The sequence below is a fragment of the Kribbella hippodromi genome (genome assembly GCF_039531045.1).
In the GTDB taxonomy this organism is placed as follows: Bacteria; Actinomycetota; Actinomycetes; order Propionibacteriales; family Kribbellaceae; genus Kribbella; species Kribbella hippodromi.
Genome location: NZ_BAAAPH010000025.1, coordinates 66634 through 83730 on the forward strand (window position 1 = coordinate 66634; position 17097 = coordinate 83730).

The 17097-nt window shown below is 68.2% G+C and carries 14 protein-coding genes; 7 read left to right on the top strand and 7 right to left on the bottom strand.

Annotated elements, in window-relative coordinates; translation table 11 throughout:
* The first annotated feature begins 107 nt into the window (after positions 1–107).
* Positions 108–677 carry a TIGR03086 family metal-binding protein gene (locus ABD260_RS31115; protein ID WP_344239302.1) on the top strand — a complete coding sequence of 190 codons (570 nt, stop codon included), beginning with the start codon at positions 108–110 and terminating at the stop codon, positions 675–677.
* On the opposite strand, the gene ABD260_RS31120 is transcribed toward ABD260_RS31115, so the two are convergent.
* Positions 648–1814 (bottom strand): hypothetical protein, encoded by a 1167-nt coding sequence (locus tag ABD260_RS31120; RefSeq protein ID WP_344239416.1) that lies wholly within the window; start codon positions 1812–1814, stop codon positions 648–650. The two genes, ABD260_RS31115 and ABD260_RS31120, sit on opposite strands and share 30 nt — an antisense overlap.
* Positions 1798–2901, bottom strand: coding sequence for a glycosyltransferase family 2 protein (locus ABD260_RS31125; RefSeq protein WP_344239304.1), 1104 nt, complete (start codon positions 2899–2901; stop codon positions 1798–1800). The genes ABD260_RS31120 and ABD260_RS31125 overlap by 17 nt, the downstream gene beginning before the upstream one ends.
* A 284-nt stretch (positions 2902–3185) precedes the next feature.
* Here ABD260_RS31125 and ABD260_RS31130 point away from each other — a divergent pair, with 284 nt between their 5' ends.
* On the top strand, positions 3186–3755 hold the full coding sequence (locus ABD260_RS31130) for a TetR/AcrR family transcriptional regulator (protein ID WP_344239306.1): 570 nt from the start codon (positions 3186–3188) through the stop codon (positions 3753–3755).
* A gap of 165 nt (positions 3756–3920) precedes the next feature.
* Here the strand turns inward: ABD260_RS31130 and ABD260_RS31135 are convergent, their stop codons facing one another.
* Positions 3921–4514, bottom strand: a complete 594-nt coding sequence (locus tag ABD260_RS31135; protein WP_344239308.1) for a TetR/AcrR family transcriptional regulator — start codon at positions 4512–4514, stop codon at positions 3921–3923.
* A gap of 155 nt (positions 4515–4669) precedes the next feature.
* Here ABD260_RS31135 and ABD260_RS31140 point away from each other — a divergent pair, with 155 nt between their 5' ends.
* The 3 genes from ABD260_RS31140 (at position 4670) to aceB (ending at position 8630) form a co-directional block, all read left to right on the top strand.
* A complete protein-coding gene (locus ABD260_RS31140) occupies positions 4670–4885 on the top strand; it encodes a hypothetical protein (RefSeq protein ID WP_344239310.1) in 216 nt (71 codons plus the stop codon).
* Positions 4882–6726, top strand: coding sequence for a carboxylesterase/lipase family protein (locus ABD260_RS31145; protein ID WP_344239312.1), 1845 nt, complete (start codon positions 4882–4884; stop codon positions 6724–6726). The genes ABD260_RS31140 and ABD260_RS31145 overlap by 4 nt, the downstream gene beginning before the upstream one ends.
* Positions 6727–7064: 338 nt before the next feature.
* Positions 7065–8630 carry a malate synthase A gene (gene aceB, locus ABD260_RS31150; protein WP_344239314.1) on the top strand — a complete coding sequence of 522 codons (1566 nt, stop codon included), beginning with the start codon at positions 7065–7067 and terminating at the stop codon, positions 8628–8630.
* Between the two features lie 67 nt (positions 8631–8697).
* Here aceB and ABD260_RS31155 read toward each other — a convergent pair whose 3' ends face one another.
* The 4 genes from ABD260_RS31155 to ABD260_RS31170 form a co-directional block, all read right to left on the bottom strand.
* On the bottom strand, positions 8698–9078 hold the full coding sequence (locus ABD260_RS31155; RefSeq protein ID WP_344239316.1) for a cupin domain-containing protein: 381 nt from the start codon (positions 9076–9078) through the stop codon (positions 8698–8700).
* 103 nt (positions 9079–9181) lie between these two features.
* A complete protein-coding gene (locus tag ABD260_RS31160; protein WP_344239318.1) occupies positions 9182–9940 on the bottom strand; it encodes a S1 family peptidase in 759 nt (252 codons plus the stop codon).
* Between the two features lie 33 nt (positions 9941–9973).
* Positions 9974–12010, bottom strand: coding sequence for a bifunctional polysaccharide deacetylase/glycosyltransferase family 2 protein (locus tag ABD260_RS31165; RefSeq protein WP_344239320.1), 2037 nt, complete (start codon positions 12008–12010; stop codon positions 9974–9976).
* A 14-nt stretch (positions 12011–12024) separates the two neighbouring features.
* Positions 12025–12321, bottom strand: coding sequence for a hypothetical protein (locus ABD260_RS31170; protein ID WP_344239322.1), 297 nt, complete (start codon positions 12319–12321; stop codon positions 12025–12027).
* Positions 12322–12581: 260 nt separating this feature from the next.
* Between ABD260_RS31170 and glgX the strand changes: the two genes are divergently transcribed.
* Entirely contained in the window at positions 12582–14699 is a 2118-nt protein-coding gene (gene glgX / locus ABD260_RS31175) for a glycogen debranching protein GlgX (protein ID WP_344239324.1), read from the top strand.
* Complete coding sequence (treY, locus tag ABD260_RS31180) at positions 14696–17092, top strand: malto-oligosyltrehalose synthase (RefSeq protein WP_344239326.1); 2397 nt, start codon at positions 14696–14698, stop codon at positions 17090–17092. The genes glgX and treY overlap by 4 nt, the downstream gene beginning before the upstream one ends.
* Positions 17093–17097: the final 5 nt, after the last annotated feature.

Sequence of the window (17097 nt, forward strand, 5' to 3'; positions counted from 1 at the left end):
CTAACGACAGGAGGTAGTCGCCAATCTGCCGTCGTCCGGCGCCTGGCTGAGCGTGCGGAAGCTCGCCGTCACCGACTACCTCCTGTCGTTAGCGTCATCATGGGGACATGGGTGAGATCGGGGAGCGGTACCGGCGGCGGGCGGATGCGTTCGAGCGGACGGTCGCGGCGGTCCGGCCGTATCAGTGGGACAACCCGTCACCGTGCGCGGAGTGGACCGCCCGGGACGTACTCGATCACGTCGTCGAGATGCATTCGGTGATGCTGATCCCGGTCGCGCGGAAGCTGCCGGCCGCGGACGATCTGCTGATCGCGTTCCAGGAAGCACGGGCCGCGATCGAGGACGTACTCGACGACCCGATCGCCGCGCTGACCGAATCGGACACGCCGATCGGCCGGGTGACGGCCGAGCAACACATCGACCAGGTGGTGTCCGACGACCTCGTCCTGCACGGCTGGGACCTGGCCCGCGCGACCGGCCAGGACGAGACGATCGAGCCGGCCGACGTCGAGCGGCTGTGGGCGATCACGGTCGCGATCCCGCCGGAGCTGATGGCGAAGTACCGGACGCCGGGTGCCTTCGGCGAGGGCATTGAGGTGTACGGGGCGGAGGTGGTCGTACCGCCCGATGCGCCGCTGCAGGACCGCCTACTTGGCTTGCTCGGCCGTGAGCCGTGAGAGGTCGCTCGGCGCGTAGTAGCTGGTCGGGTCGTCGCACAGCGGCGCCTTCGTGAGCTGCTCCGGGTCGGTCATCAGCAGCGCGTGACCTTTGGCGACAGCGGAGTTCAGGTACTCGTGGCCGGGCAGATCCGCGACCGCCGTACGGCAGCCGAGCGCCATCCCCTCGAAGAGCGCCGTCGTGGAGACACCCACCTGGTACGTCGCCGTGGCCAGCAGGTCGAGCGTGCTGCCACCGGTGGACAGCTGTACGCCGGGCGGCATCGTGTAGTCCTCGGGGCGCTCGCTCGGATGCAACCGGTACCGGACGTCCAGCTCCGGATGCGCCTTCGCGACCGCGCCGGCGACGTGGACGAGCTCGGTGCCGATGGTGCCTTGGGACAGGAAAACGACGCGGCGCGGGTCCTTCGGGCCGGGCTGCGGCAGGAACGGCGCGCCCATCACCTCGGTCCGCATCCCGGCGGGAAGGTCCGCCACGTCCGTCCAGTACGAGCCGAAGCACCACAGCTCGTCCGGCTGGTCGGCGACGGCTGGGCGGCCGGGATAGCTGTACCCGAGGTGGAACGGGCTGATCGCGCCGTGCTGGAGCTCGACGACGCGGATGCCCAGGTCGCGGGCGGCGCCGACGATGTGCTGGTGGAAGTACGCCACCACCACGTACACGGTGGTGATGCGGTGCTTCTTGAGCAGGGCGCGGTACAGGGCGCGGAGGCGGAGGTGTTTTGGTACCTCACGAGCTAGAAGGGCGCCGATCGGAACCCGTACGCCGGTGAGGTTCTCCAGGGCGGCTGTGGCGCCGCGGTCGTCGATCGTGCCGTGGTGGATCGCGCCGGCGGCGGACGTGAAGAAGTCCAGGTTCTTGCTGCCGGGGAGTGGGGTGCCGTTGATCCCGGAATCGAGGATCAGGGCGCGGTCGCCGAGCCGGCCGCGGAGCTCGTCGGTGTAGATCTCGACACCGTTCGGTTTCCGCGGGTGCGGGACGACCAGGGCGTCGTACCGGCCTGGGAAGGGTGAGCGGGTGGCGATGCCGGTGACGTGCTTCGCGACCAGGGCCGCCTTGTCGTACGGGGTCCGGCGGGCCGGGTGCGGTGCGCCGTGGATGCCGCTGCGGCGGGTCAGCTCATGGAAGACGCGCATCCGGATGATCGGCCAGGGAGTCGTCCCCTTGATCGTCCACCGGAGGAGTTCCAGTTCCTTTTCCACCTGCCAGATCGCCTGGCACAGCGCCGTCACCGTCGGCCGGCCCGGACTCGGCTCCGTGCCGTTCGCGGTACTCGTCATGGTTGATCCCAACTATCCCGGCGAGACTGCCGACGCCCGAGAAGAACCGGCGGACGGCCTTCAGCAAGTGCGTCTTCCGGCCGAGCAGCAGCCCGGCCAGGGCGAACCCGATCGCCGAGATCACCCGGGCGGAAGCATAGGCCAGGACGAGTACGTAGCTGACCACGCCCGGGCGGATCAGCAGGCGGCTGATCGTGTCGCCGCTGCCGGAGCGGAAGGCGCGGCGTACCAGCCACTGCAGACTGGTCCGCCCGACCGGAACCTCCTCGGCGATCCAGGCCTCCTCGCACCAGACGATCCGGAACCCGGCGCGGTGCACGCGGAGGAAAAAGTGCAGGTCGCTGGAGCCCGTGTACCGGAAAGCGGGGTGGAAACCCGGCGTTACCGTGTGGTAGACGCGGCGCGAGACCAGGGTGTTGTTCGTGTACGCCTTCTTCAGTTCCTCGCCGGTGTCGTGCCGCCCGGTCGAGTCGTGTACGTCGCTGTGGTGGCTCCAGGCCGGCGCCCCCGGCGGCAGATTGCCCTTCACCGGACCGGTGACCACATCCGCGCCGGTCGCCTCCCACGCCGTCAGCAGCGTCTTCAGCCACCCCGGCGGCGCCACCTCGTCGTCGTCCACGAAGATCAGCGCGTCGTCGTTCCAGCACAGCTCGACCGACTTCTCCCGGGCGAACGGGATCCCCGGCTCGGCTTCCACCACCGACTCGATCGGGTACGGCGTACCGTCCCCGAACTCCGCCAGCACCTGCCCCGCCGACCCGTCCGCGTCGTTGTCCACCACCACGATCCGGATCGCGTAATCCCCGCCCGGGGGCAACTCCTGCGCCTGCAAACTGGCCAACAACCCCCGCAACAGAGCAGGTCGCCTAAACGTAATCACCGCGATGGCGACACTCGTGCTCATGGCGCCCGAGACTATCGGTCCGACCCAACAACCGCCCATTCACCGGATGTGACGTGAAGTACCCCCAAACCCCGTAACGACGAACACCACCCCGCCGCCAGACTTCTTTCAGCGAGTTGAAAGGACACGGCTACGCGGCTGAGGCGTTCCTTCAGCGCGATACCGGTCCCCAAGCCCTGCCCTTTCGCGCAAACCGCACCGAAGCCGGCCGGCAAGTCAATCGATCGTTGGAGATCTACCTACCGAGTGGGCTGTTCGTCAACCGCCAGGCGGCTGGTTGCCTTGGGGGCGGTGGGGGCTGTACCTGTGGGTACAGTGGTTGGGTGGAGACGGTGGAGCGGTTGGTTCGGGGGGCTCAGGAGTTGTTGTGGGAGCGGGGGTATGTGGGGACCTCGCCGAAGGCTGTGCAGCGGGTGGCGGGGGCGGGGCAGGGGAGTATGTACCACCACTTTGCCGGGAAGGCGGAGTTGGCGAAGGTGGCTATTGGGCGGTCGGCCGAGGAGCTGCGGGCGGCGGCTGAGGAGCAGTTGGGCGGTCCGGGGACGGCGCGGGAGCGGATCGCGGCGTATCTGGGGCGGGAGCGCGAGGTACTCAAGGGGTGCCGGATCGGGCGGTTGACGGCTGATCCGGAGGTGGTCGCGGACCCGGAGCTGCGGGCGCCGGTGGCGGAGACCTTCGAGTGGTTGCGCGGCCGGCTCGCGGAAGTGGTTGCTGAGGGCAAGCAGAACGGCGAGTTCCCGGCGACGCTCGACCCGGAGCGAACAGCGGCGACGATCGCGGCGGTGTTGCAGGGTGGGTACGTACTGGCGCGCGCCGCCGGCTCAGTCGAACCGTTCGACCTGGCCGTCCAGGGCCTGATCGACGCGCTACCCCGAGCCGACACACTTCCCTGAGGGCAGGCACTGCCTGGGCCCGACGCACTGCCCGGAGCCGGCTGCCTGCCGGGAGGGAGGTGCTGCCTGGGTCTGACGCGCTCCGCGGAGCCGGCGGGCTGCCGGGATGGGAGCCGCTGCTTGGGCATGACGCACTGCGCGCAGCTGGCGGGCTGCGTTGACTTGCTAGGGCGCCGTGCCCAAGACGCGGTCGAGGAGGCGGTTGAGTAGGTGTAGGGCGTGTGGTTCGTCGACCTGGTTGAGGAGCATTTCGGCTTGCAGGCCGAAGGCGAAGGCGATCAGCAGTTCCGCGTCCGCGAAGGTGTCGTCGGATTTGACGGTCGGGTCGGCGCTCAGGATTGACGCGAGCAGTGACTCCAGAGCCGGGTCCGCGGTACGCGCCACCTCTTGCAGTTGTGGATCGGTGAGGAAGCGGACGAAGTACGCCGTCTGGACGACGTACCGGCGGCGGCGTTCCTCGTCGAGGGGGAGCAGTTCCATCAGGATCGCCCGCACCAGCTCGCGGGCCGGAAGGTCGTCGCCCAGGGCGCCGATGCGCTGCTGCGCGGTCGTCTCGGCCTCCTCGTTGAGGATCTCGAGGGCGGCCAGCAGGAGCGCGGTGCGGTTGCCGAAGTAGTACTGCACGAGGCGCATCGAGACGCCGGCCTCGTCGGCGACCTGCCGGAGCGTGACCGCCTCCAGGCCCTCGCGCGCGGCCAGCCGCCACACGGCCTCGGCGATCTGCCGGCGGCGGCGCGCCTTGTTCTCGTCGCTCGCCATGTCCTCCCCACGGCTCGATCGCGATCTCGCTCCGGGCGGGGCGGTCAGGCGTCGCGTTCGTCAGGTCGCGTACGTCTGCGCGAATTCTTGATGCGATCGTACCAAGGCGTGCTATGGTGCGATCGCATCAAGAAGCTCGGGAGAGGAGTACGGGGATGTGGACCGGTGTACTGGTGGCGGCGATGGTCGTGGTGGCGATCGGCGGACAAGGGGCGATCCGGCTGCTGATCAACCACGACAATCGCGGCCTGATGGACTGGATGCCCGGCGGCTTCACCGGCGCCCTGCTCGCCGACCTGGCCCTGGTAGCCATCGGCCTGATCGTCGGCGGCATCGCAGGCAACCGACGCCCCAAGGAGTCAGCTGAATGACCACCCGGCGAGCGCTCCCCCCACGGCTGGTCACCCCGCGGATGCGTACCCCACGAGTGATCACCTCGCGCCTGCTCGCCCCACGGCTGGTCGCGCTGGTTGCCACCGCCGGCCTACTCGCCACCACCGCGGCTCCACCCTCGCAAGCCTCCGCGCCCTCAGCAGCACCGCAGCCTTCGGACACGCCGCAGTCCGCGGGGGCGACGCTGCCCGCTGGCGTGACGGCGCCCTCCGGTGCGGCGCCGACGACGGGAGGTGGGTGGCAGTACCCGGCCTCGGGGGTGGGTGATGTGGAGCCGGCCGGGGCGGGTGAGCTGCACGCGGCCGGGGCAGGTGAGCAGCATGCGGCCGGGGCTGGTGGGGAGCAGGCGGGTGTGGGAGGGGAGCGGCATCGGGTCGGGCCGCGGGTGCGGGTTTTGGAGGGGGTGTTGGGTGGGGTTGGGGACTCGGGGAGTGTTCGGTTTCTGGGGGTGCCCTATGCGCAGGCTCGGCGGTGGGGGTTGCCGGAGCGGGCGGCGAGTTGGAGAGGGGTGCGGGCGGCGACGGCTCCGGGTGCGGTCTGCGAGCAGGAGCCGAAGATGCTCGAGCCGGGGGCCAAGGCGAGTGAGGACTGCCTCTTCCTGAACGTGACGGCACCCCGGCGCCAGTCAAGCAAGCCGCGGCCGGTGATCGTGTATCTGCACGGCGGCGGGTTCGTCCAGGGCAGCGGCTCGTACCTCGACGCAGGCCGGATGGCGGTGCTCGGTGACGCCGTGGTGGTGACGCCCAACTATCGGCTGGGAATCTTTGGCAATCTGGCGCTCCCCGGGATGCCGGAGGTCAATCTCGGGCTGCGGGATCAGCTCGCGGCGCTGCGCTGGGTACGGGCGAACATCCGCGCCTTCGGCGGTGACCCCGCCAACGTGACGCTGTCCGGCGAGTCGGCCGGCGGGCTGAGCACCTGCACGCTGCTCGCGTCGCCGGCGGCCGCGGGCCTGTTCGCGAAGGCGATCATCTCGAGCGGCTCGTGCACGACGTCGTACGCCGCGTACTCCATCGACAGCCAGATCCCCGTCGAGGTGAGCACCTGGTACGACCGGGCAACGACTGACGCGATGGGGACCGCTGCCGCTCAGTCACTCGGCTGTACTGACGCCCGGACCGCGCTCGCCTGTCTGCGCCGGCTGCCGGCCGATCGGCTCGTGCCGTTGACCAGCCAGTTCGGGTTGCTCTCGACCGGTACGCCGACCGTCCCGCGGGCCCCGCGTACCCAGCTCCGGGCGGCCTGGGCTCGCAACGTCCCGGTCCTGGCCGGCAACACCGCCGACGAACACCTCGGCTGGATCTTCCCGGCGTACCCGAACGCGACCGCGGCCACGTACCGCCAGGTGATCCGGTCCGGCTTCGGCAATCAAGCCGCGGCCGTCGAACGCCAGTACCCGCTCAACCGCTACCAATCGCCGATCGTTGCCCTCGGCCACATCTACACGGATCTCAACTGGATCTGCCCGACCGTGGAGGCCCAGAAGGTGTACGCCCGGACCGCGCCGACGTGGACGTTCTTGTTCGCCGATCCGGCGGCGCCGACGATCGACGGTACGAAGGTCCCGCGTCCGTCGACGCCGCACGGATCGGATGTCGCGTACACGTTCCCGGACCCCGCCATCCCGCTGACCCGGGCGCAACGCGCGCTGGGGGATCTCTTCATCCGCGCGTGGACGACGTTCGCGCGTACCGGCGTCGCGGCCTGGCCCCGGACGGGAGCACGTCAGTTCGCGCCACGAGACGGCCAGGTCGATCTGGACACGACGCACCACTGCGGCTTCTGGCGGACGCTCCACCAGGCGGCGGCTGGTAGCTGACGAGGGTGTCCCTACGGGTTTCGTCAAGTGGCTGTGGTCATCCCGGCTCCTGAGCGCCCGACTGGTACCGAAGAGCGGGTAGTGGTCCGGCCGGCAGCTGCGGAAGGCGGGTGTCGCACGCTCAGCGTCCGGTGGAGCTGGCTATGACTACCCGTCCTTCGGTACGCGATGGCGTAGGGACGGGGATGCCCACGCGGCGGGCGGCTGCTGTGGGTGCGCGGGCAACGGGGCACACCCTCGGCTCGGGGCCGAGGGTGGAGGTGTACGAAGCGGGCGGCTGGATTACGGTCGGGGTAGACCGGATCACCAAGTCGTAGTACTGGACTAAGGAGTCTCACGTGGCAGTCGACGTCACCGGGCCGATGAACGAGCGGTACGACGAGATTCTCACCGAGCGGGCGCTTGGATTGATCGAGACGCTGCACCGCGCGTACGACGGGCGGCGGCGGGAACTGCTCGACCGCCGGGCCCAGCGGGTCGCGGAGATCGCGGACGGGGCGTCGCTGGGCTTCCTGGCGGAGACGAAGGCGATCCGGGACGACCCGGAGTGGCGGGTCGCGGCGGCCGCGCCGGGGCTGGTCGACCGGCGGGTCGAGATCACCGGGCCGACGGACCGGAAGATGACGATCAACGCGCTCAACTCCGGCGCCAAGGTCTGGCTGGCCGACCAGGAGGACGCGAACACGCCGACCTGGGAGAACGTCGTCGGCGGTCAGCTGAACCTGCTCGACGCGATCACCCGCAAGATCGACTTCAGCACCGGCACCAAGAGCTACGCCCTGAAGCCGGACGCCGAGCTGGCGACCATCGTCGTCCGCCCGCGCGGCTGGCACCTGCCGGAGAAGCACCTCCTGGTCGACGGTGACCAGACGTCCGGTGCGCTGGTCGACTTCGCCTTGTACTTCGCCGCGGCCGCGCAACCGCAGCTCGACCGCGGCCAGGGACCGTACTTCTACCTGCCGAAGATGGAGTCGCATCTCGAAGCACGCCTCTGGAACGACGTGTTCGTGACCGCGCAGGAGGCGCTCGGCATTCCCCGCGGGACGATCCGCGCGACCGTACTGATCGAGACCTACCCGGCCGCGTTCGAGATGGAGGAGATCCTGTACGAGCTGCGCGAACACTCCGCCGGGCTGAACGCGGGCCGCTGGGACTACATGTTCAGTGTGATCAAGACCCATCGCACGCGGGGTACGGACTTCCAGTTGCCGGACCGGAACAGTGTGACGATGACGGTGCCGTTCATGCGCGCGTACACCGAGCTGCTGGTGCGGACGTGTCACAAGCGCGGCGCGCACGCGATCGGTGGGATGGCGGCGTTCATCCCGAGCAAGGACCCGGCGGTGAACGAGCAGGCGTTCGCGAAGGTGCGGGCGGACAAGACGCGCGAGGCGGGGGACGGGTTCGACGGTTCGTGGGTAGCGCATCCGGGGATGGTGGAGACCTGCCGCGAGGTGTTCGACTCGGTGCTCGGCGAGCGGCCGAACCAGGTCGACAAGCTCCGCGAGGATGTTTCGGTGACCGCTGCTCAGCTCCTCGACGTCGCCGCTACGCCTGGTGAGGTGACTGAAGCCGGCCTTCGGAACAACGTGAGCGTCGCGATCCAGTACCTGGCGGCGTGGCTGGAAGGTACTGGTGCCGTCGGCATCTTCAACCTGATGGAGGACGCGGCCACCGCCGAGATCTCCCGCTCCCAAATCTGGCAGTGGCGCCGCAACGAGGTGACGCTCGACACCGGGGACACCGTCACCACGGAGCTGGTCGAACGCATCGCCGACGAGGAAATCGCCAACCTCGAAAACCCAGCCCGCTACACGTCCGCCCGCGCGCTGTTCCTCGAGGTCGCACTGGCCGACGAATACACCGACTTCCTGACCCTGCCCGCCTACGAACGCTTCAAGTAAAAGGCGGGAGTGGGCTATCCCGCCTACGAACGCTTCAAGTGAAAAGGCGGGGGTGGGCTATCCCCGCCTACGAACGCTTTGAGTGCGGTGGGTCGACGTTGATGGTGGGGGTGCCGCCGCCGGCTCGGGCGATGATGGCGACGGATGGGGTGGTGCTGGGGTTGCTTTCGCGGTGGATGGTGTAGGCGGGGACGTGGACGAAGTCGCCGGCTACCGCGTCCAGGTAGTCGTCGGTGCCTTCGAATTCGAGGCGCAGGACGCCGGAGACGATGTAGAGGCTGCTTTCGTTCTTGTCGTGGTGGTGCCAGCCGGACGTCACGCCGGGCTGGGTGATGACCTGGCCGGCCCAGAGGATCGGGAGTTCGAAGGCTCGCATCCGGAGCATGCCGGAGGTGGGGTCGGCGGCGACCAGGTCGCCGGCTTTGATCACGCGGACTGGCTCGCTCATACGTCCAGTATCAGCGCAGCCGAGCCGCGATGGCAGGTGCGGCCTGTCAGCGCAGCCGGCCCGCGATGGCAGGCGCGGCTTGCTAGTGCATCCGACCCGGCCGTCAGCGCAGCTGGGCCTGGATGGCGGGGGCGGCGGCGGCTACCTCGGCGTACACGCCTGGTTTGCCTGGCTGGGCGCAGCCCTGGCCCCAGGAGACCACGCCGAGCAGCCGGCCGTTCAGGACCAGCGGTCCGCCCGAGTCGCCCTGGCAGGCGTCGATGCCGCCGTCAACGTACCCAGCGCAGATGTTGGTAGCCGCCGCGTACCCATTCGCTACATAACCCTGGTTGGCAGTGCAGATGCTGTCACCCAGATCCGGCACCGCCGCCTTCTGCAGTGTCTCGTCCGGACCGGTGCCCTGTGTGTCGCCCCACCCATAGACCGTCGGTACGACACCAGCACGGTCGGCCCGCGTACGGGTCTCCAGCGGAAGCACCGGTACACCAACGAACGGCTTCGCCAGGGTCAGTACCGCAAAGTCGTACCGGTTGTCCTTGGTGTTGTACTTCGGATGCACCCACACCTTGCTGATCTTCGCGGCCTGACCGGTGGAGTCGTCAGCCAGATCGGCTCGCCCCTGCACCGCGTAGTACGTCGAAACCGCCTCGTCCATGCAGTGCGCGGCCGTGAGGATCTTGTTCGGTGCTATCAGAGCCGCACCGCAGTACCGCCCACTGGACGAAGCAGATTGCGTGTTGTTCAGTGCGATCGCCCACGGCGCCTCGCTGACACTGGCTAGTGTCCCGCCAACTACATAAGGCTTAGCTCCGGCGGTGACGGCCAGCAGTACGCCGACCAGTAGTGCGGCTCGTTTCAGCATCCCTACTCCCCGTACGACATCAGTCGCTGTAGGTTAGCGAACCTCCGGTCCGACCGGTGCCTGCAGGCTGCCGTACCGCTCCATCCGCTGCCAGCGCAGTCGTGTACCAGCCAGTGCGGTGAACACGGACTGGATCACCACGAGGTACATCAGCTGCCGGTACACGAACTGCTGCAACGGCAACACCCGAACCGGGTTGAGGAACACCAGGCCATAGATCGCAAACACGTCCACCACAGGCGCCAGCAGCGGTAGCAGTACCTGGAAGAGCATGAGGTACGTCAGGCCGCGCCGACCGAACTTGCCGGCGCTACCGCGCTGGATCAGCGCACTGCGGTGCTTCCACATCGCCTGCAAGGTCCCGTAGCACCAGCGGTACCGCTGTCGCCACAGCGCGCCCAGTGAAGCCGGTGCCTCGGTCCAGGCGACCGCACTCTCCTCGTACACCACGCGCCATCCGTCGCGGCACAGTGCCATCGTCAGGTCGGTGTCCTCGGCCAGCGTCACGTCGCTCAGTCCGCCGATGCGCTCCAGGGCCGTACGGCGGAATGCTCCGACCGCACCAGGCACTGTCGGCATGCACTCCGCCAGGTCGAACAGCCGCCGGTCCAGGTTGAAGCCGATCACGTACTCGATGTGCTGCCAGCGACCGATCAGACCGCCCCGGTTGCCCACCTTGGCGTTACCGGACACCGCACCGATCCCGGGATGCCCGAACGGCTGGATCAGCTTGCGTACCGCATCTGTCTCGAACACGGTGTCGCCGTCGACCATCACGATGAGCTCGTACCGTGCCGCCCGCAGACCGGTGTTGAGCGCGATCGGCTTGCCGGCGTTGGGCTGGCGGATCACCCGGACGCCTGGGATGCGCAGTGCCTCGACGATGTCCGCCGTACCGTCCGTGGAGCCGTCGTCGACGACGATGACCTCGAGCGGATGATCGGACGCGACCAGCGACCGGATCGCCGCCTCGATGCCGGCGCTCTCGTTGTACGCCGGGACGATGACGCTGACCGGCTCGGTGACCGGTGGTCCCCAGGTCCAGTCGCGCATCCGCGCATGTCGGCGGGCCGCGATCACGGTGGTGATGGCCCGGAGCACGCTGAGCGCACCGGCCGCGTACAGAAGCCAGGTGATGACCGTCAGGACCGCGTCACTGGCCCGCATCACGCCGATGACGGCCAGACCGCGGCCGCGCTCCAGCAGCCCGGCCTGGTGCGTCGGGTCGGGCAGGCCGACTGCGTCGCTGACCGTGGCGAACCGGAAGCCACGTGCCTTCAGCCGGGGGAGCAACTTCTCCAGTGCCTCGATGGTCTGACTACGGTCACCGCCGGCGTCATGCATCAGCAGCAGCTGCCCAGCAGTGCTACGCGGCATCGAGTTGGCGATCACCTGTTCAGTACCCGGGCGCCGCCAGTCCTCACTGTCCTGGCTACTCAGCACCGACAGGTAGCCGGCCGCACGGATCTGCTGCAAGGCCGCCCAGTCGCGGTCGGTCAGTGCGCTCGGCTCAGACGAGTACGGCGGCCGGAGCAGCGTCGTCCGTACCCCGGTGGCACCGGCGAGGATCAGTTGGCTCTGGCGGAGCTCCAGCGAGCGACGCCAGGGCGCGGCAGTGGTCAGGTTGGCATGGGTGAAGCTGTGTACGGCGATCTGATGCCCTTCGGCAACGATCCGCCGGGCCAGCGCGGGATGCTCCGCGACGGCCGTCCCGACCACGAAGAACGTCGCGTGGACGCCCTGCTCGCGCAACAGGTCGAGCACCTTTGGCGTCCAGACCGGGTCCGGCCCGTCGTCGAAGGTGAGAGCGATGGTCCGCGGGTGAGCGGCGACCGACCGGGGCGTACCCGTGCCCGCGTCGATCACCGGACCGCCCTTGATGATCGAGCGGGGGACCGTTGCGGCACCACCTGTCGGCTGCACCGCGCCGTCGGGGGCCGCACCGAACATGTGGTGCGTGTAGCCGTTCAGCAACAGCATGGTGGCCAGACAGACGAGCAGCATGGTCAGGACGATCCAGTGCGTCCGTAGCGGGACCTGCTTCGCCCGCCGGGCTACCGGCCGGGCCACGACCGGCTCACGGCTTACCCGGTGTCTTGGTCCGGCCTGGCGGCGGAGTCGTCGGCTTCTTGCCGTGGGTAGTGGTCGTGGTCGTAGCCGGTGCGGTCGTCGTGGTGGTGGTCGTTGTCGTAGTAGTCGGCGCACTCGTCGGGGCCGTGGTCGGAACGACAGTCAGCGTCGGCGGCGGCGGTGTCACCGGCGGAGTGACCGGGGGGACGACCGGCGTGGAGGCAGCGGTCGTGGGCGCACCCGGCGTGGTGGTGGTCGCGGTGGTGCCGGTGGAGGTGGGCCGGCGGCCCGCCGAGCAAGCTACTGGCCATGAGCACGAGGTAACCGACGGTAGGGACCGCGAGCAGCACCCCGGTCCGTCGGATCGTGCGGCGGCGGCGCCCGGTCGAGTCCAGGAAGACCGGCCGTCGGGGCGAAGGCGGTTTCACAAGCGCGAGAGCTTAGCTCAATCGAGCGGATTTTGGGACGTTCCAAGTCTTGCAGCTTCCTGCAACTCCGTGCCGGGTGAATTCTCGGGACCGAAACCCACCGCGATGCGATCTCCGGTGGCCCGGGTGGCTACTGTCATGTAGTGCAGAAATGGCCTGGTCATCCCTACCCTCTCGGTGCCACCTACGACGGTGCCGGGACGAACTTCGCGCTGTTCTCGGAGGTCGCGGACCGTGTCGATCTGGCCCTGATCGGTGACGACGGGACCGAGCAGCTGGTCCAGCTGACCGAGGTCGACGGTTTCGTCTGGCACGCGTACCTGCCGGGAGTGCAGCCCGGCCAGCGGTACGGGTTCCGCGTCCACGGTCCGTACAACCCGGCCGAGGGGCATCGGTGCAACCCGTCGAAGCTGCTGCTGGACCCGTACGCGAAGGCGATCGACGGGCAGGTGGACGGTGACGAGTCGCTGTTCAGCTACCGGTTCGGCAAGCCGGACGAGCTGAACACACTGGACAACCGCGAGCACACCATGCAGTCCGTGGTCACGAACCCGTTCTTCGACTGGGGCAACGACCGGCCGCCGCAGCACGCGTACCACGAGACGGTGATCTACGAGGCGCACGTCAAGGGCCTGACCAAGACGCATCCGGGGCTGCCGGAGAACATCCGCGGTACGTACGCGGGGATCGGCCACCCGGCCATCATCGAGCACCTGAAAGAGCTGGGGGTGTCCGCGATCGAGCTGATGCCGGTGCATCAGTTCGCGCAGGACGGGCACCTGCAGGAGCTCGGACTGTCGAACTACTGGGGTTACAACACGATCGGCTTCTTCGCACCGCACAACGCGTACTCGTCGACCGGTACGCGTGGTCAGCAGGTGACCGAGTTCAAGGCGATGGTGAAGGCGCTGCACGAGGCGGACATCGAGGTGATCCTCGACGTCGTCTACAACCACACCGCCGAGGGGAACGAGCTCGGTCCGACGCTGTCGTTCAAGGGCATCGACAACGCGGCGTACTACCGGCTCGTGGACGAGGACAAGCGGCACTACTACGACACCACCGGCACCGGGAACAGCCTGCTGATGCGGCACCCGCACGTACTGCAGCTGATCATGGACTCGCTGCGCTACTGGGTCACCGAGATGCACGTGGACGGCTTCCGCTTCGACCTGGCGGCCACGCTGGCCCGTCAGTTCCACGAGGTGGACCGGCTGTCGGCGTTCTTCGACCTGGTCCAGCAGGACCCGGTGGTGAGTCAGGTGAAGCTGATCGCCGAGCCGTGGGACGTCGGCGACGGTGGGTACCAGGTGGGCAACTTCCCGCCGCTGTGGACCGAGTGGAACGGGAAGTTCCGCGACACCGTGCGGGACTACTGGCGGAGCGAGAAGTACACCGTGGCCGAGTTCGCGTCCCGGCTGACCGGTTCGTCCGACCTCTACCAGGACGACAGCCGGCGGCCGTTGGCGAGTATCAACTTCATCGTCGCGCATGACGGTTTCACGCTGCGCGACCTGGTCTCGTACAACGACAAGCACAACGACGCGAACGGTGAGGGCGGCAAGGACGGCGAGAGTTTCAACCGGTCCTGGAACTGTGGCGTCGAGGGGCCGACCGACGACCCCGAGGTGCTTCGGTTGCGCGCCCAGCAGCAGCGCAACTTCCTGACCACGCTGATGATCTCGCAGGGCGTCCCGATGCTGGCGCACGGCGACGAGCTCGGGCGGACGCAGCAGGGCAACAACAACGTGTACTGCCAGGACAACGAGATCTCCTGGATCGACTGGGAGCTGACCGAGCCGCAGAAGCACCTGCTGGAGTTCACTCGCTCGCTGGTCCGGTTACGCAACAATCACCCGGTACTGCGCCGGCGCAGGTTCTTTCACGGTGACACCGGGATCGACGGCCTCGGTGACCTGGTCTGGTTCACGCCGAAGGGCACGGAGATGCAGAACGGCGACTGGCAGCGTGACGATGCCCGGGCGATCGCGGTGTTCCTGAACGGTGATGCCATCTCCGAGCCGGACCCACGGGGTGAGCCGGTCGTCGACGACTCGTTCCTGGTGCTGCTGAACAGCAACTTCGAGCCGGTCGACTTCCTGCTGCCGCCGGAGGAGTACGGCGAGAGCTGGACGGTGGCTGTTGACACCACGACAACGACAGGTGGCGCGAGCGACGAGCCGCACCCGGCCGGTCGTACGCTCCAGCTCCCTGCGCGCAGCACACTGGTCCTGACTCGCCCGAGGCAGGCAGCGGGATGACGGCGGTCCCGCAGGCCACATACCGGTTCCAGCTGCGCGCCGAATTCGACTTCGACGACGCGGCGGCAGTAGTGCCGTACCTGTCCGGCCTCGGGATCTCCCACGCGTACCTGTCCCCGATCCTGCAGGCGGCGCCTGGTTCCACTCATGGGTACGACGTGGTTGACCACAGCCGCCTGTCCGAGCCGATGGGCGGGCGCCCGGCGTTCGAGCGGCTGTCGGCGCGGCTGGCCGAGAGTCGGATGGGCGCGGTCGCGGATGTCGTACCCAACCATGTAGCGGTGCCGACGCCGGAGAGCTTGAACAAGGCGCTCTGGTCGGTGCTGCGGCTTGGGCCCGGCTCGCAGTACGCGGAGTGGTTCGACGTCGACTGGGGTTCGGGGAACCAGCCGCTGCTGATGGCGGTACTGGGGCAACGGATCGGCAAGGTACTGGCAGACAGCGAGCTGTCTGTTGACGGCGACGTGCTGCGGTACTACGAGCATGAGTACCCGCTCCGGCCTGGTACTGAGCAGCTTCCGCTCGAGGAGCTGGTGACAGAGCAGTGGTACCGCTTGGCGCACTGGCGGGTCGCTGACGAGGAGCTGAACTACCGGCGCTTCTTCGACGTCGACACCCTCGCTGCGGTACGCCAGGAGATCCAGGAGGTCTTCGACGCGACGCACCAGCTTCTGCTGGAGCTGCTGCACGAGGGCAAGCTCAACGGCTACCGGATCGATCACCCGGATGGACTGGCTGACCCACGCGGCTACCTGCGTCGCCTGGCCGAACGCACTGGTGGTGCATGGGTCGTGGTGGAGAAGATCCTCGAAGGCGATGAGGAGCTGCCCCGCGACTGGCCGTGTGCCGGGACGACCGGGTACGACGCACTGCTACGCGTCGGCGGACTGTTCGTCGACCCAGCCGGCGCTGCACCATTGGCGGCGCTGCACTCTGAGCTGACTGGTGCACCGGCTGACTTCGGACCGGTGGTCGAGGAAGCGAAGCGGGAGGTCGTACAGAACAGCCAGTACGCCGAGGTGCATCGGCTGGTCGAGCTACTGGCCCGCATCTGCCAGGACGACGTACGGCTGCGCGATCACACACGCAGGGCGTTCCACGAAGTCGTGGCCGAGTTGCTGGTCCACTTCGACGTGTACAGGGCGTACGTCGTACCAGGCGAGGATGCACCGCCGGCAGCAGTAGCCGCACTGGAGCGGGCGGCGGACAAAGCGCGGGCCAACTTGGACGAGGACCGGCAGGCGACGCTGGACCTGGTACTGCATCTGCTGCTCGGTCGGGAGAGCAGCACAATCGATGAGCAGGCGCGGGCCGAGCTGATCGTACGTTTCCAGCAGACCTGTGGTCCGGTGATGGCCAAGGGCGTTGAGGACACTGCGTTCTACCGCTGGTTCCGGCTGACGTCGCTGAACGAGGTTGGTGGCGACCCGGAGCACTTCGGAGTCACCCCGGAGGAGTTCCACGCGTACTCCACTCAGCTGAACCGGTACTGGCCGAAGGCGATGACCACGCTGTCCACCCACGACACCAAGCGGTCCGAGGACGTACGCGCCCGGCTCGGCGTGCTGTCAGAACAGCCGGCCGCCTGGTCCGAGGCGGTGCGGGAGTGGCGCAGGCTGTCGGAGGACCACCGGAACCCGTTGCTGGACGGCAGTACGGAGTACCTGTTCTGGCAGACGCTCTTTGGTACCTGGGACAACGGCCCGCTCGCTGAAGAGCGGATGCAGGGCTACCTGCTCAAGGCGATCCGTGAGGCCAAGCGGAACACCAGCTGGACCTCTCCGGACGAGGAGTACGAGCAAACGGTCGCTGCGTTCGCGACAGCAGTGCTGAACGACCAGACAGTGCTGGAGGCCGTACGCCGCTTCGCGGAGGACCAGGCCGGCTACGTGCGAGCCGCAACGCTCGGACAGAAGCTGGTGCAGCTGACCATGCCTGGCGTACCGGATGTCTACCAGGGGACTGAGCTGGTCGACCTGTCCCTCGTCGACCCGGACAATCGGCGCCCGGTGGACTACGCGGAGCGCATAGACCGGTTGAAGCGGTTGGACGCCGGCGCCAAGCCGGACGACCTCTCCGACGAGAAGCTGCTCGTCACTTCGCGGGCGTTGCGCATCCGGCGCCAGTACCCGGAGGCCTTTGCCGGTAGCTACACGCCGCTTCCGACCTCGAACGGACATGCAGTCGCGTTCGCACGTGGCGATGCGGTCATCACCGTGGCCACCAGGCTGCCGGCGGCTCTGCAGCGGCTGGGTGGTTGGGGCGAGAGCACAGTGGTACTGCCGACTGGGCACTGGAAGAACGTACTGACCGGACGAGAGGTGGGTACTGGGGCTGCTCGTATCGATGAGCTGCTCTTGGATCTACCGGTGGCTCTGCTCGTCAGGAGTTGACTCCC